At 74.4% G+C, this 14417-nt stretch carries 12 protein-coding genes; 6 read left to right on the top strand and 6 right to left on the bottom strand.

The window, feature by feature from the left end; genetic code table 11:
- Positions 1 to 115: 115 nt before the first annotated feature.
- A complete protein-coding gene (gene hpf / locus ACZ51D_RS24715; protein ID WP_465620316.1) occupies positions 116 to 808 on the bottom strand; it encodes a ribosome hibernation-promoting factor, HPF/YfiA family in 693 nt (230 codons plus the stop codon).
- A 379-nt stretch (positions 809 to 1187) separates the two neighbouring features.
- Between hpf and ACZ51D_RS24720 the strand changes: the two genes are divergently transcribed.
- On the top strand, positions 1188 to 1931 hold the full coding sequence (locus ACZ51D_RS24720) for a ComF family protein (protein WP_465620314.1): 744 nt from the start codon (positions 1188 to 1190) through the stop codon (positions 1929 to 1931).
- An 83-nt stretch (positions 1932 to 2014) separates the two neighbouring features.
- On the opposite strand, the gene ACZ51D_RS24725 is transcribed toward ACZ51D_RS24720, so the two are convergent.
- From ACZ51D_RS24725 to mtrA, 3 genes are all read right to left on the bottom strand, one after another.
- Positions 2015 to 3913 carry an LpqB family beta-propeller domain-containing protein gene (locus ACZ51D_RS24725; RefSeq protein ID WP_465663539.1) on the bottom strand — a complete coding sequence of 633 codons (1899 nt, stop codon included), beginning with the start codon at positions 3911 to 3913 and terminating at the stop codon, positions 2015 to 2017.
- Positions 3888 to 5888: an MtrAB system histidine kinase MtrB gene (mtrB, locus tag ACZ51D_RS24730; protein ID WP_360497224.1), complete on the bottom strand. Its 2001-nt coding sequence runs from the start codon at positions 5886 to 5888 to the stop codon at positions 3888 to 3890. Before mtrB ends, ACZ51D_RS24725 begins: the two co-directional genes overlap by 26 nt.
- Before the next feature lie 112 nt (positions 5889 to 6000).
- Positions 6001 to 6678 (bottom strand): MtrAB system response regulator MtrA, encoded by a 678-nt coding sequence (gene mtrA, locus ACZ51D_RS24735; RefSeq protein ID WP_030061806.1) that lies wholly within the window; start codon positions 6676 to 6678, stop codon positions 6001 to 6003.
- 288 nt (positions 6679 to 6966) lie between these two features.
- Between mtrA and ACZ51D_RS24740 the strand changes: the two genes are divergently transcribed.
- From ACZ51D_RS24740 to ACZ51D_RS24760, 5 genes are all read left to right on the top strand, one after another.
- A complete protein-coding gene (locus ACZ51D_RS24740) occupies positions 6967 to 8163 on the top strand; it encodes a DUF7847 domain-containing protein (RefSeq protein WP_465620310.1) in 1197 nt (398 codons plus the stop codon).
- Between the two features lie 5 nt (positions 8164 to 8168).
- Positions 8169 to 8915 carry a DUF4129 domain-containing protein gene (locus tag ACZ51D_RS24745; protein ID WP_465663540.1) on the top strand — a complete coding sequence of 249 codons (747 nt, stop codon included), beginning with the start codon at positions 8169 to 8171 and terminating at the stop codon, positions 8913 to 8915.
- On the top strand, positions 8912 to 10132 hold the full coding sequence (locus ACZ51D_RS24750) for a DUF4350 domain-containing protein (protein WP_465663541.1): 1221 nt from the start codon (positions 8912 to 8914) through the stop codon (positions 10130 to 10132). Before ACZ51D_RS24745 ends, ACZ51D_RS24750 begins: the two co-directional genes overlap by 4 nt.
- Positions 10129 to 11142, top strand: coding sequence for an AAA family ATPase (locus ACZ51D_RS24755; protein WP_465620305.1), 1014 nt, complete (start codon positions 10129 to 10131; stop codon positions 11140 to 11142). Before ACZ51D_RS24750 ends, ACZ51D_RS24755 begins: the two co-directional genes overlap by 4 nt.
- A 105-nt stretch (positions 11143 to 11247) precedes the next feature.
- Entirely contained in the window at positions 11248 to 12558 is a 1311-nt protein-coding gene (locus ACZ51D_RS24760) for a DUF58 domain-containing protein (protein WP_465663542.1), read from the top strand.
- Between the two features lie 29 nt (positions 12559 to 12587).
- Here the strand turns inward: ACZ51D_RS24760 and ACZ51D_RS24765 are convergent, their stop codons facing one another.
- The gene (locus ACZ51D_RS24765) at positions 12588 to 13739 is read right to left on the bottom strand and encodes an RNA polymerase sigma factor (RefSeq protein WP_465663543.1); all 1152 of its coding nucleotides are present in this window, start codon (positions 13737 to 13739) and stop codon (positions 12588 to 12590) included.
- Between the two features lie 7 nt (positions 13740 to 13746).
- Entirely contained in the window at positions 13747 to 14154 is a 408-nt protein-coding gene (locus ACZ51D_RS24770; RefSeq protein ID WP_360496693.1) for a YciI family protein, read from the bottom strand.
- Positions 14155 to 14417: the final 263 nt, after the last annotated feature.

Below are 14417 nucleotides of genomic sequence, written 5' to 3' on the forward strand. Positions count from 1 at the left end.
ATCGGGTGACCCCTCCGCCCGGGACCCGACCGGGTTCGAACCACCCGGCCCCGAAACGCCGGTGACCCCGGCGGCCGCGGCCACCGGGGTCACCCCTCCATCACTGCTCGGACGGTCAGTCCTCGTCGTCGGTCCCGCCGATCGCGCCGCCCGCGCCACTGCCCGGCCCGGCCTGCAGGTCCGTCTGCAGGTGGATGACACCGTAGTTGTAGCCGTGCCGGCGGTAGACGACGCTGGGCAGGCCGCTGTCCTTCTCCACGAAGAGGTAGAAGTCGTGGCCGACCAGCTCCATCTCGTAGAGCGCCTGGTCGAGCGCCATCGGGGCGGCCGGGTGCGTCTTCTCCCGGACCACCAGCGGGCCTTCGCCCTCCACTTCCAGGGATCCCATCATGGTCTTGCGGACGGCGCCGTTCGTCCCGGCCACCTGCGCCGGCTCCGGCAGCGCGGCCAGGGCCGCGGTCGCCTCGGCGACGCTGATGGGGGTGCGGCCGTTCGCGCCGCCCTTGTGCACCCGGCGCCGGTCTGCGGACTTGCGCAGCTGCGCGTCGAGCTTCGCCGAAGCCAGGTCGAGCGCCGCGTACGGGTCGCCGGCGGCGGCCTCGGCCCGGATGACGGGGCCGCGGCTGCGGAGGGTGATCTCCACCCGATCGGAGCGGTCGGCCTGCCGCGGGTTGTGCTCCTTGGACACCTCGACGTCGAGGCTGATCGCCTTGGCGTCGAACTTCTGGACCTTCTCCAGCTTCTCGGCCACGTGCTCGCGGAACCTCTTGGGCACCTCGGTCTTGCGGCCCTTGACGACGATGTCCACGCAGAACTCCGATCCCTCGTGCTGACGCCGATCCGGGTGCTACCGGATCGGGCTGAGACCCAGCTGGACCAGCCCGTCCACTGCCGGCCCCCCGCGCCCCGCCACCGGCGGGAAACGACTGGCCCTCACCTCACTTCCTCCCCACCAGGGACGGTTGAAACCCCCTGGAGCCTTATCGAACACCTCACGCGGGGTTTTCGCCTCCCCGGGCGGGAAGGCGGGTATGACCCGATACTGCGAGCGGGCTGTCAAGCTGCTGCACCCTGTCTACCCCCCCACGAGTGAAGTAAGGGTAAATACCTGGACAACACCCCCCATACGGCGGATCCTTTGCTCACTCCCCGTGCCTGTCGCCTGCCTGTCGCCGTCAGGAGCAGCCGTGCCGCCGCGTCCCTCCCCCACCCGTCCGCCGTCCGCCCGCGGACCGTTCGGCCACGCACTGGCCGGGCTGCTGGACGTCCTGCTCCCCGCGAACTGCGCCGGCTGCGGCACCGAGCGCACGCAGCTCTGCCCGGCCTGCCGACACGTCCTGGCCACCGCGCTGCCCGGCCCCACCCTGCTGCCCTGGGCGCACGCCGCCGCCCCGTACACCGACCCGGTCCGGCAGTTGCTGCTCGCGCACAAGGAACGCGGCGCACTGCGACTGGTCGGCCCGCTCGGCGAGGCCCTCGGCCGGGCGGTGCGCTCCGCCCTGGGGGCGCGGGCCGGTGGCGCGCCGCTGCTGCTGGTGCCGATGCCCTCGACCCGTGCGGCCGTCCGCGCCCGCGGCCACGACCCGACGCTGCGGCTGGCCGGGGCCGCCGCCCGCTCGCTGCGCCGGGCCGGCCTGGACGCCCGGGCCGCGCCGCTGCTGCGGCACGCCCGTCCGGTCGCCGACCAGACCGGGCTGAACGCGGTGGAGCGGCGCCGCAACCTGCACGGCGCGCTCACCGTGCTGCCCCGCGCCCGAACGGGCCTGGGGAGCCTGGCGGGCCGTCACCCCGTCCTGGTGGACGACCTGGTGACCACCGGGGCCAGCCTCGCCGAGGCCGCCCGGGCGCTGGCCGACGCCGGCCTGCCGGCCCGGGCCGCCGCCACGGTCGCGGCCACGGTCGCGGCCGCCTCGGTGCACCCGACGGGCTGACCACGGGCGCAGCCGACTCCGCCGACTCCGCTGCCGCCCCGTCAGTCCGCCCGGACGCGGCGTCAACCCACTCGGACGCGGCGTCAGCCCGCGTAGAAGAAGGACCGCGGCTTGTCGATCAGCGGGGCCTCCCGCCACTGGTTGTTGACCAGGCGGTAGGCCTTGACCTCGCTCGGCTTGCCGTCCGCCTGCTTGACCTCGGCCATCGCGAGCACCGGCGGCGCCTGGGTCAGGCTGTCCCCCCGGGACTCGGAGGCCGCGACGGTCATCATGCTCTCGGCACTCTGCAGCTGGGTGTCCGTGCTCTGCGACCCGTCGGTGCTGATGAAGTAGAGCTGCTGGGTCCGGTCGGCCTCCTTGCCCAGCACCAGCAGCTGGTCGGTCTCCGCCCAGGACACCGAGGCGACGTCGGTGAGCGTGGGGGCCGCCCGGCGCAGCCCGGTGATCTTCACCGTCGGCGCCTGCGGGGTGCCGCCGTGCACCACCAGGCCGAACATCAGCGAGCGGATGGCCAGACCCGGGGTCTTGACCACCAGGGCGACCCGGACACCGTCCGAGGAGATCTTCAGCGACTGCACGGTCTGCCCGGTCAGGCCCTCGACCGGCACGGTGTACGGCTTGTTGCCGCGCACCATCACCACCCGCTGCCCCTGCTGGTTGCGGTCCACCACCCAGAGGTCGCCGCGGCCGTCCCAGCTGGGCGAGGCGAAGCCGTCCTCCTTGTCGCCGGACTTCGCCGGCGAGCTGAGCACCGGATCGCCCAGGGTCACCGCGGCGTCCGCCAGCGGCACCGAGTAGACCTGGTGGCCGTCCTCGCTGATCGCGGCGGCCTGGACACCGCCCCGGCTGACCGCGATGGCGCCGAGCGGCGGCTTGGTGTTCGACTGCGGTCGGCCGAGGACGCCGTGGACCGGGTCGCCGGGGCGCCCCTCGTCGGTCGACACCAGGGCGCCGTCGGCGCGCTGGTAGTACTGGGTCGCGGGCGTCGGCCCGGCCAGGGCACCGGGGCCGGTGGCCGGCACGTCGGTGCGGCTGGCGGTGCAGGAGCCGCGCTGCCCCTTCAGTTCCAGCCGCTCGACCTGGCCCTTGCCCTGGTCGGCGAGGGTGTAGAAGAGCTGGGTCGCCATCCGTCGGCAGGCCATCGGCTCGCCGAGGTCCGCCGCGCCGAGCTGCACGTGGGCGACCCGGCTGTCGTCGATGGTCACCCGGTCGACCTTGGCGCCGCTCGGGAAGGCCGTCCGGACTACCGGCGAGAGCCAGGTCGAGGGCCCGTCGGCCACCGCTTGGGCGGCCGAGGTCAGCGGGTCTATTCGGCGCCGCAGGTAGATCGGGTCGGCGACCAGCACCTCCTGGCCGACGTTGCCGGAGGCCACCGCGGACGGGTCCGGCGCGGTGTAGAAGAACCGCTCGACCTGCCGGAAGCTGTTCCGGAAGTTGGTCTCGTTCATGATCACGCCGGGCGGCAGCTTGTCGATCCGCCACTCGCCGTCCTTCTCCCGGACGAAGGTGAAGTCGGAGGAGACGTTGTTGTTCTGCCCGGCCACCGGCAGGTAGGAGTGCTTCTCGTCGACGCCGGCGACCAACTGTCCGCTCACCGTCACGGTCACCGGGGCCAGGGTGTCGGCGTCGGTGACGTCCTGACCGCTGGGGATGGTCGTGGACGAGAGCACCCGGATCCCGGCGTCCGGCTTCCAGGCCACGGCGGCGCTCTCGGTGAGGTACTTGCGCGCGGTCTCGTACCCCTCGTCGGCGGTCACCGCGTCCAGGAACCCGGTCAGCAGCTCGTGCGGCTTGGCGCCCTTGCCGGGTGCCACCGGGTAGACCCTGGCCTGCAGGTTCTTGTCCGCCGAGCCCTGGCCCAGCTCCACCCTGGTGATGCCGCCGGAGTCCGGCATGGCCGCGCAGCCGCTCGCCATCAGGGCGAGCAGCGCGCCGGTCACCGCGAGGAGCCGCGGCTCAGTCCTCTTGCTCGTCCCTCGCACGCTGCGACCCCTCCACGTCCGTCCCACCCGTCACGTCCGGCTCCGCCGTCCGCTGTGCCACCGACGGCCGTCCGGGCGTCGGGTCCACCATGACCTGGGCGCCGGTCGCCCCGTAACCGGCTCCCGCCGTCCGCACGTCCGAGGGGTCCGAACGCGGGCCCTCGGGCATTCGACTCCGGCCGAGGCCGGGGCCGATGTTCAGCACCCCGCCGAGCCCGCTGCCGAGACCGGCGCCGACGCCGACGCCGTCCGGCGCCTCCGCGGGCTCCTCGGTGGCGGTCAGCGCCGTCGAGCCGACCGGGCTGATCGCCCGCCGGTACGGCGTGCCGTACGTGCCCAGGCCCCGGTTGTTGCGGGAGTCCTCCGGTTCCAACCGGAACGGCGCCCGGGAGATGTCGCCGCCGCGGGTGCGCGGCAGGGTGAGCCGGAAGTGCGAGCCCCCGCCGGGCTCGCCCCAGGCCTGGAGCCAGCCGCCGTGCAGGTGGGCGTCCTCGACGGCGATGGACAGGCCGAGGCCGGTGCCGCCGGTGGTCCGCACCCGGGACGGGTCGGCCCGCCAGAAGCGGTGGAACACCCGGGACGCCTCGCCGGGCTTGAGGCCGATGCCGTAGTCGCGCACGCCGACCGCGACCGCGCCGTCCGCCGAGCCCAGCCGGACCACCACGTCGCGGCCCTCGCCGTGCTCCAGCGCGTTGACCACCAGGTTGCGCAGGATGCGCTCGATCCGGCGGGAGTCCACCTCGGCGAGCACCGGCTCGCCGTCGCCGCGGATCACGATGGTGCTGCCCTTGGCCTGCGCCAGCGGATCGGCGGCCTCCACCACGCGGCCGACGATCTCCCGCAGGTCGACCGGCTCGGCGTCCAGGATCGCGGCTCCGGCGTCGAAGCGGCTGATCTCCAGCAGGTCCGCGAGCAGCGACTCGAAGCGGTCCAGCTGGCCCTGCAGCAGCTCCGCCGAGCGGGCCGCCATCGGGTCCAGGTCCTCGCGGCTGTCGTAGATGAGGTCGGCGGCCATCCGGACCGTGGTCAGCGGGGTGCGCAGCTCGTGCGAGACGTCCGAGACGAAGCGCCGCTGCACCCGGGACAGCTCCTCCAACTGGCGGATCTGCGCCTGCAGGGCGTTGGCCATCCGGTTGAAGGATTCCCCGAGGCGGGCGATGTCGTCCGTCCCGGTCACCTTCATCCGCTCTTCCAGGCGTCCGTCGGCGAGCCGCTCGGAGATCCCGGCGGCCATCCGGACCGGGGTGACCACCTGGCGCACCACGACCCAGGCGATGCCGCCCATCAGGATCACCACGAACACGCCGGCGGTCGCCAGGGTGCCGGTGACCAGGTTGAGGGTGTCGGTCTCCTGGCCGAAGGAGAACACGTAGAACATCTGGTAGCTGTACCCGGCCGGGCCGCTGAACTGCATGCCGAGGGCCAGCCCGGGCTCGGACTTCCCGCCGCTCTCGGGCGAGCGGTGGATCCGGGTCGGCTGGTCGAACATCTGGCCGGGCTCGGAGTCGAGCTTGGCCCGCAGGGTGTCCGGGATGCTGCTGGGCTGGATGTCGCCCGAGTAGCGCGGCGCGAAGCCGCCGGTGTCCGGGACGACGGCGCCGGTGCCGGGGGCCATCGCGATCACCGAGTAGACGGTCTGCCCGCTCCCGGCCAGGTCGTTGACCTGGCGCAGCAGCCAGGTGCCGGTCTCGTCGACGGTCGGGTCCGCGGTGCCCCGCAGTTTCTGGTCCCTGGCCTCGTCGATCTTCTTCTGCTCGACCTGGAAGCCGATCCTGGCCTGCGCCCGGGCGGCGTCCATCTTGGTGTCGAGCAGGCCGGTGCGCACCTGCGCCACGACGACCACGCCCAGCACCAGGACCACCGCGATGGATGCCAGCAGTGACACGGCGACCACGCGCAGCTGGATCGACCGGTGGTACAGCGCGGCCGCCCGGCGGGCGGGACGGCGCAGCTGACGCTTCGCCAGTCCGACCATGCCGGCCGGGCCGCGCCGGCGGCGGGTGGTCGAACTCAGCACGTCCCCGCGCACGGCCCCGGCCCCGTCGGTCGCGGTACCCGACGGGGTCTCGTCAGCCCGGTCCGTCACGTCAGCTGGGTCCGGCCTTGTAGCCGACGCCGCGGACGGTCACCACGATCTCGGGGCGCTCCGGGTCCTTCTCGATCTTGGACCGGAGGCGCTGCACATGGACGTTGACCAGGCGGGTGTCCGCCGCGTGGCGGTAGCCCCAGACCTGCTCCAGCAGCACCTCGCGGGTGAACACCTGCCAGGGCTTGCGGGCCAGCGCGACCAGCAGGTCGAACTCCAGCGGGGTCAGCGGGATGCCCCGGCCGTCCCGCTTCACCGAGTGGCCGGCCACGTCGATCACCAGGTCGCCGATGGTCAGCTGCTCGGGCGTCGGCTCCTCGGCACGGCGCAGTCGGGCCCGCACCCGGGCCACCAGTTCCTTGGGCTTGAACGGCTTGGTGACGTAGTCGTCGGCACCCGACTCCAGGCCCACCACGACGTCGACCGTGTCGGTCTTCGCGGTCAGCATGACGATCGGGATGCCGGACTCGGCCCGGATCTGTCGACACACGTCGATGCCGTCCCGGCCGGGCAGCATCAGGTCGAGCAGGACCAGGTCGGGCTTGGTCTCCCGGAACGCGGCTAGTGCCTTGTCTCCATCCGCGACGAAAAACGGCTCAAAACCCTCACCACGCAGCACGATGCCGAGCATCTCGGCCAGTGCGGAGTCGTCATCAACGACGAGGACGCGTCCCTTCATGCGTCCATCCTCTCATTACCGGATTGTGACCTGCCGCACAGCAGTGCCAATGCGCCAGAACGGCCAACTCCACCGACCGGCTAATTCCGGCCATACCGGGCGAATGACCCCCGTCCGAGCACCTCCGAACCGTCCGCGGCCCGCCGCCCGACCCGCCGCGGCCCCCCGTTGCCGATCAGCAACCGGATCCCCATGGGGCCTGCTCCGGCCCCATGGCACGATTGGCGCTGCGCGCGGGCGGAAGATCCGTCCGGAGCCGCGCCCACGACGCCCCTTCGAGGAGCAGTGATGACCGACACTCCGGGCTGGGCCTCGCCCGGCTCGTCCGAGCCACCCCGCGACGGCGTCCGGCCCCCGGTCGACGCGTCCGCCGCCGTGCCCGGACCGTCGGCACCACCGCAGGCCACCCCCGGCTGGACCGACCAGGCCCAGCAGGGCCAGCAGGCTCAGTACGACCAGTACGGCCGGCCGCAGCGGGGGCAGCAGCCCCCCGGCGGCCACCGCCCGTACGGCTGGGGCGCGCCGCAGAGCCCCAAGCCGGGCGTCATCCCGCTGCGCCCGCTCGGAGTCGGCGAGTTGCTCGACGGCGCCGTCAGTACTGTCCGCCGACAGTGGCGGACGGTCCTCGCCCTCTCGCTCGGCATCGCCGTGGTCGCCCAGGGCGGGGCCGTCCTGGTGGACCTCCTCGTCAAGGGCAAGACCGGCGCCGCCACCCAGACCCTGCGACTGCTGGCCGCCCTGCCGCTGCAACTGCTGCTCGACGTGCTCGCCGCCGCGCTGCTCACCATCGTCGTGAGCCGCGCCGTCCTCGGCCGCTCCGCGACCGCCGGGGAGGCCTGGCGCGACGCCCGGCCGCGGATGCTGCAGCTGCTCGGACTCACCGTGCTCACCGTCCTGATGGGCCCCGGTGTGGCCCTGCTCGGCTTCGCCCCGCTGATCGGTTACAGCGCCGGCGGCGCCAACGAGCCCGCGACCACCGGACTGCTGTTCCTCGTCGGCCTGCTGGCCCTGCCGGTGGCCGCCTGGCTGTGGGTCCGCTTCGGCCTGGCCGCCCCCGCGCTGATGCTGGAGAAGCAGGGCGTGGTCACCGCGCTGTCGCGCTCGCGGCGCCTGGTCCGCGGTTCCTGGTGGCGGGTCTTCGGCATCACCCTGGTGAGCAAGCTGCTGTCGCTGGTCGTCGCGGTGGTCATCGCCGTCCCGTTCCGCTTCATCGGCGTACTGCTGGGCTTCGAGAGCCTCGACAGCCAGGGTCTGGGCGACACGACCCAGCAGGGCGCCTGGATGGTGGCCGTCATGGCCGTCGCCGGGATCATCGCCGGCACCCTCACCACTCCCTTCATGGCCGCCGTCGGCGTGCTGGTCTACGTCGACCAGCGGATCCGCCGCGAGGCCCTGGACATCGAGCTCGCCCGCGCCGCCGGACTGCCCGAGTACGGCGGCACCGGCTGGGGCGAGCAGGCCGACCAGACGCCGGCGAGGCGCTGAGCCGCATGCCTAGCTGGGGGGACAGGCTTCTCGCCGCGAGCGGCGCCCCGGTCACCGTCCCGCGCGATCCCGCGCGCGACGCCGCCCGGGACGAGCTGCTCAACGCCGAGTACCACAAGCACGACCCGTCGATCCTGCAACGCGCCACGGACTGGTTCTGGGACCGCATATCGGGCGCGCTCGACAGCATCTCCGGCGGCGGCACCGACGGCACCACCGGCCTGGTGCTCTTCCTGATCGTCGCCGTGCTGATCGCCGCCGCCCTCTGGTGGCGCCTCGGCGCGCCCCGACGCGCCGCCCGCACCATCGGCGACGTGTACGGCGTCGAGGGTCCGCGCAGCGCCGCGCAGTACCGGGCGGACGCCGCCGAGCACGCCGCCGCCGGGCGCTGGGCCGAGGCCGTCCGCGAGCAGATGCGCGCCCTGGTACGGGGCCTGGAGGAGCGCACCCTGCTCGACTCCCGCCCCGGCCGCACCGCCGACGAGGCCGCCGCCGAGGCCGGCCGGGCGCTGCCCGAGCACGCCGCCGCGCTGTCCGCGGCCGCCCGGACCTTCGACGACATCGCGTACGGCGAACGCGCCGCCGACCAGGCCGCGTACCGGCTGCTGCACGAGCTCGACCGGACGCTGGAACGCTCCCGCCCGGTCCTCGCGCCGAACCCGGCGGCGGCTGCCCCGGTCTCGGCTCCGACTCCGGCTCCGGCCTCTACTCCGGCCTCGGCTTCGCCCCCGGCCTCGGGAGGAACGGCATGACCGCCACCGTCCCCGCGCCGCCGCCCGTGGCCGAGGCGCCCTCCGGCGCCGCCCTGACCAGCCTCGCCCCCACCCCGCGCGGCCTGTGGCGCCGGGCCCGCTGGTACCTGGCCTTCCTCACCGCCCTGCTGATCGGCGCCGTCGCCGTGACCTCCCTCGGCCAGGACCACCGCTACCCGCCGCTCGACCCCCGCTCGTACGACCGCAACGGCGCCCACGCCGTCGTCGCGCTGCTCGAACACCAGGGCCTCAAGGCCGAGTTCACCACCGACCCGACCGCCGGCCCGGCCGGCCCCGACACCCTCGTGCTGCCCGAACCCGATCTGCTCGACCCCGCCCAGCTGCGCGCCATCGCGGCCGCCCGGCACCGGCGGCTCGTCCTGATCACCCCGGGCCCGGCCGCCCTCTCGGCGCTCGCCCCCGGCATCCGGCTGTCCGAGGAGGACGGCGGTCTGCCGTACGCCACCGTCCGCAGCGCCCCCGCGGACTGCTCGCTCATCGAGGCCGCCCGGGCCGGCAGCGCCCACCTGGGCGGCATGCTCTACACCAGCGGCAGCCGCGGCGAGGGCTGCTACCCGCGCGGCCACGGCTACCCGCTGGTCTCCACCCCGGTCGACGGCGGCGAGGTCATCGTGCTCGGCAGCGGCGCCTTCCTGCAGAACGAGCAGCTCGCCAAGGACGGCGACGCCTCCCTCGCGCTCGGCCTGCTCGGCTCGCAGCCCCGCCTCACCTGGCACCTGCCGGACTACTCCGCCCCACTCGCCGAGGACACCCGCCCCAAGAGCTTCGACGCCTTCATCCCGAGCCGCTGGCACTGGGCCTACTACCAGCTCGTCGTCGCCGCCGTACTCGCCGCCCTCTGGCGCGGCCGCCGGCTCGGCCCGGTGGTCAGCGAGGACCTGCCCGTGGTGGTCCGCGCGTCCGAGACCACCGAGGGCCGCGCCCGCCTCTACCGGCGGGCCAAGGCCCGCGGCCGCGCCGCCGAGGCCCTGCGCCGCGCCGCCTCCCACCGTCTCGCCCCGGCCCTGGGCGTCCCGCTCCAGGCCGGCGTGCCCGACCCCGAAGCGTTCTGCGCGGCCGTGGCCGACCGGCTCCCCGACCGGCCCGCCGGGGACGTCCGGGCCCTGCTGTACGGCCCGCCCCCGACCGACGACGCCGCGCTGCTGCGGCTCGCCGACGACCTCGACACCCTCGAAAGGCAGGTCCGGAACCCGTGACCGACCAGGCAACCGCCCAGCTCCGCGCCGTTCCCGGCACGGCGACCGCCACCCCCGGCAGCACCGACCCGCGGGCGGCGCTGACCGCCCTGCGCGCCGAGATCGGCAAGGCCGTGGTCGGCCAGGACGCCGCCGTCACCGGGCTGGTGGTCGCGCTCCTGTGCGGCGGCCACGTGCTGCTGGAGGGCGTCCCCGGCGTCGCCAAGACCCTGCTGATCCGCACCCTCTCCACCGCGCTCAGCCTGGAGACCAAGCGCATCCAGTTCACCCCCGACCTGATGCCCGGCGACGTCACCGGCTCGCTCGTCTACGACGCCCGCACCGCCGAGTTCTCCTTCCAGCCCGGCCCGGTCTTCACCAACCTGCTGCTCGCCGACGAGATCAACCGCACCCCTCCGAAGACCCAGGCCGCCCTGCTGGAGGCCATGGAGGAGCGCCAGGTCACGGTGGACGGCGAGCCGCGCGCGCTGCCGGTGCCGTTCATGGTCGCCGCGACCCAGAACCCGGTCGAGTACGAGGGCACCTACCCGCTGCCCGAGGCCCAGCTGGACCGCTTCCTGCTCAAGCTGGTCCTGCCGCTGCCCGACCGCGACCAGGAGTTCCAGGTCCTCTCCCGACACGCCGCCGGCTTCGACCCCCGCGACCTCGCCGCGGCCGGCGTCCGCCCGGTCGCCGGGCCCGAGCACCTCGCCGCCGCCCGCGCGCAGATCGCCAAGCTGACCGTCTCCCCCGACGTCCTCGCCTACATCGTCGACCTCTGCCGGGCCACCCGGCAGTCCCCGTCGCTGTCCATCGGCGTCTCCCCGCGCGGCGCCACCGCCCTGCTCGCCGCCTCGCGGGCCTGGGCCTGGCTGGCGGGCCGCGACTACGTCACCCCGGACGACGTCAAGGCGCTCGCCCTGCCCACCCTGCGGCACCGGGTCGCGCTGCGCGCCGAGGCCGAGATGGAGGGCGTCACCGCCGACTCCGTCATCCAGGCCGTCCTCGCCCAGACGCCCGCACCCCGCTGATCCGCCCGATCCAGCCGATCCGCCGCCCGCTTCCCGTCGCCCGCTGTCCGTCGCCCGTTGGCGTCGCGGGTCTGCGGACGACGGGTCTCCGAAGGAGCGCACCGCATGGCCCTCACCGGGCGAACCGCCCTGCTCGCCGCGCTCGGCGCGCTCGTCGTGGGCCTGCTGCTGCCGTCTGCGGCCGGGATCTGGCTGGTCACCGGCGCGGTCCTGCTCGCCGTCGTGGCCGACCTGGTGCTCGCCGCCCCCGTCCGCGGCCTGCGGTTCGAGCGGGGCGGCGACACCACCGTCCGGCTGGGCGAGCCCGCCTCGGTCGAGCTGACCGTCACCAACCCGTCCGGACACCTCCTCCGGGCCCTGGTCCGGGACGCCTGGGCCCCGTCCGCCTGGCGCCCCGGCACCGCCGAGGCCGCCTCCCGGCACACCCTGACCATCCCGGGCGGCGAACGGCGCCGGACCGTCACCGTGCTCACCCCGACCCGCCGCGGCGACCACCACGCCCACCGGGTGACGGTCCGCTCGCTCGGCCCGCTCGGCCTGGCCGCCCGGCAGGGCTCGCACCTGGTCCCCTGGACGGTCCGGGCGCTCCCCCCGTTCGCCAGCCGCAAGCACCTGCCCTCCCGGCTCGCCCGCCTGCGCGAACTCGACGGCCGCACCTCGGTGTTGACCCGCGGCCAGGGCACCGAGTTCGACGCCCTGCGCGAGTACCTGCCCGGCGACGACGTCCGCTCCATCGACTGGCGCGCCAGCGCCCGCCGCAACACCGTCGCCGTCCGCACCTGGCGCCCCGAACGCGACCGGCACATCCTCGTCGTCCTCGACACCGGCCGCACCTCGGCCGGCCGCGTCGGCGACGCCCCCCGCCTGGACGCCGCCCTCGACGCGGCCCTGCTGCTGACCGCCCTCGCCACCCGCGCCGGGGACCGCGTCGACCTGCTCGCCCACGACGCCCACAAGCGCGTCGCCGTGGCCGGCAGCTCGGCCCACGAGGTGCTGCCCGCCTTCACCAACGCGATGGCCGGCCTGGAACCCGCGCTGCACGAGACCGACATGCGCTCGCTGGTCTCCACCGCCCTCAAGATGGCGCCGCACCGCTCGCTGATCGTCCTGCTCACCGGCCTCGACGCGGCCCCGGTCGAGGACGGCCTGCGCCCGCTGCTGCCGCTGCTCACCAAGCGCCACGAGGTCGTCCTCGCCTCCGTCGCCGACCCGCAGCTGGACTTCCTCGCCACCGGCCGCGGCACCGTCGAGGCGGTCTACGGCGCCGCGGCCGCCGAGCAGACCCGCGCCGACCGCCGCGCCACCGCCGAGCGCCTCACCCGCCACGGCGTCACCGTCCTCGACGCCCCGCCCGCGCGGATCGCCCCGGCCCTGGCCGACACCTACCTGGCGCTGAAGGCGGCCGGCCGCCTCTGACCCGCTCGCCCCGGCCGGCACTCTCAGCGTCACTGACGGGCATCCAACCCGGCGTTGAGCCGGGCCGCCTGACGCGTCAGATGGTCGCGCTCGGCGAGGTTGGACGCCTTGTGCGCCGCCTCGACGTACAGCCGCGCCGCTGTCCCCGGGTCACCGTCACGCTCGTGGAGGTACGCCGCCACCGCGGCGTGGCGGGGCAGCGAGTCGTCCAGCTCGGCGAGCGCCGCCAGCCCGGCGCGCGGACCGTCCGCCTCACCGACCGCCACCGCGCGGTTGAGCCGGACGACCGGGCTGTCGGTCAGCCGCACGAGCTCGTCGTACCACTCGACGATCTGCACCCAGTCCGTCTCCTCGGCGGTCTGCGCGTCGGCGTGCAGCGCCGCGACGGCGGCCTGGGCCTGGAACTCGCCCAGCCGGTCGCGGGCGAGGGCCGCCTGCAGGATCTCGACGCCCTCCGCGATCAACCCGGTGTCCCACCTGCCGCGGTCCTGCTCGGCCAGCGGCACCAGAGCGCCGTCGGCCGCGATCCGGCCGGCCCGCCGGGCGTGGTGCAGCAGCATGAGGGCCAGCAGCCCCGCCACCTCGGGGTGGTCGATCGCGGCCGCGAGCTGCCGGGTGAGCCGGATGGCCTCGGCGGCGAGGTCGACGTCCCCGGCGTAGCCCTCGTTGAACACCAGGTAGAGGACGCGCAGCACGGTGGAGAGGTCACCGGACCGGTCGAGCCGCACACCGGAGACGGTGCGCTTGGCCCGGCTGATCCGCTGGGCCATGGTCGCCTCCGGCACCAGATAGGCCTCGGCGATCTGGCGGGTGGTCAGACCGCCCACGGCCCGCAGGGTGAGCGCGACCGCGGACGACGGCGTCAACGACGGGTGGGCACACAGGAAGTAGAGCCGGAGCGTGTCGTCCGCCTCCGCCGCGGGCCCCGGCTCCGGCTCCTGGTCGACCAGGTCCTCACGCCGACGGCGAGCGGTGTCCGACCGGGCCGCGTCGAGGAACTTACGCCAGGCCACCGTGACCAGCCAGCCCTTCGGATCCCGCGGCTGGTCGACCGGCCAGACGCGGACCGCCTCCACCAGCGCCTCCTGCACGGCGTCCTCGGCCGCCGCGAAGTCTGCTCCGCGGCGGACGAGGATCCCGAGCACGCTCGGCGTGAGGCTCCGAAGCAGGGCCTCGTTCATCGGGAGGTCACTCCGTGATGGTCGGCGGCGCGGCCAGGAACGGACGCAGCTCCAGCCACTCGTGGATCGGCTTCCCGCCCGCCCCGGGCGCGGCCGACAGCTCCCCGGCCAGCTCGACGGCGCGCTCGTAGCTGTCGACGTCGATCACCATCCAGCCGGCGATGAGGTCCTTGGTCTCCGCGAACGGGCCGTCGGTGACCGGCGGGCGGCCCTCGCCGTCGTACCGGACCCACGTCCCCTCGGCCGCGACCGCCTGGCCGTCGACGAACTCGCCGGTCTTCTCCAGCCGGGCCGCGAAGTCCTGCATGTACCGGATGTGCGCGGAGATCTCCTCCTGCGTCCACTGGTCCATCGGCGTGCAGTTCACCGCAGCCGGGGCGCCTCGGTAGTGCTTGAGCAGCAGGTACTTGGCCATCGTGCTTCTCCCTCGGTGCTGTTGCGACCCATTGTGGTCGCGTTCACCCCGGGGACGGAGCCCGCCACGGGTTCTCGACACCGCCGGCCAAGATTTTTTGGCCCATCCCTCCGGACCCTCGTGGCTCTTGTGCCCCTCGTGACTCTCGTGGATGGGCCCGGAAATGCAAAGAACCCCCATCCGGGATCCGGATGGGGGTTCTTCTGAAAGATTGTTCGGCGGCGTCCTACTCTCCCACAGGGTCCCCCCTGCAGTACCATCGG

This window comes from Kitasatospora sp. NPDC033851, from assembly GCF_055576085.1.

Bases quoted from the DNA above. Each gene is read 5' to 3' on its own strand.
- ACZ51D_RS24765 (WP_465663543.1), bottom strand. From the start codon at position 13,739: ATGAACGAGGCCCTGCTTCGGAGCCTCACGCCGAGCGTGCTCGGGATC.
- ACZ51D_RS24770 (WP_360496693.1), bottom strand. From the start codon at position 14,154: ATGGCCAAGTACCTGCTGCTCAAGCACTACCGAGGCGCCCCGGCTGCG.
- ACZ51D_RS24740 (WP_465620310.1), top strand. From the start codon at position 6,967: ATGACCGACACTCCGGGCTGGGCCTCGCCCGGCTCGTCCGAGCCACCC.
- mtrA (WP_030061806.1), bottom strand. From the start codon at position 6,678: ATGAAGGGACGCGTCCTCGTCGTTGATGACGACTCCGCACTGGCCGAG.
- ACZ51D_RS24760 (WP_465663542.1), top strand. From the start codon at position 11,248: ATGGCCCTCACCGGGCGAACCGCCCTGCTCGCCGCGCTCGGCGCGCTC.
- mtrB (WP_360497224.1), bottom strand. From the start codon at position 5,888: ATGGTCGGACTGGCGAAGCGTCAGCTGCGCCGTCCCGCCCGCCGGGCG.
- ACZ51D_RS24750 (WP_465663541.1), top strand. From the start codon at position 8,912: ATGACCGCCACCGTCCCCGCGCCGCCGCCCGTGGCCGAGGCGCCCTCC.
- ACZ51D_RS24745 (WP_465663540.1), top strand. From the start codon at position 8,169: ATGCCTAGCTGGGGGGACAGGCTTCTCGCCGCGAGCGGCGCCCCGGTC.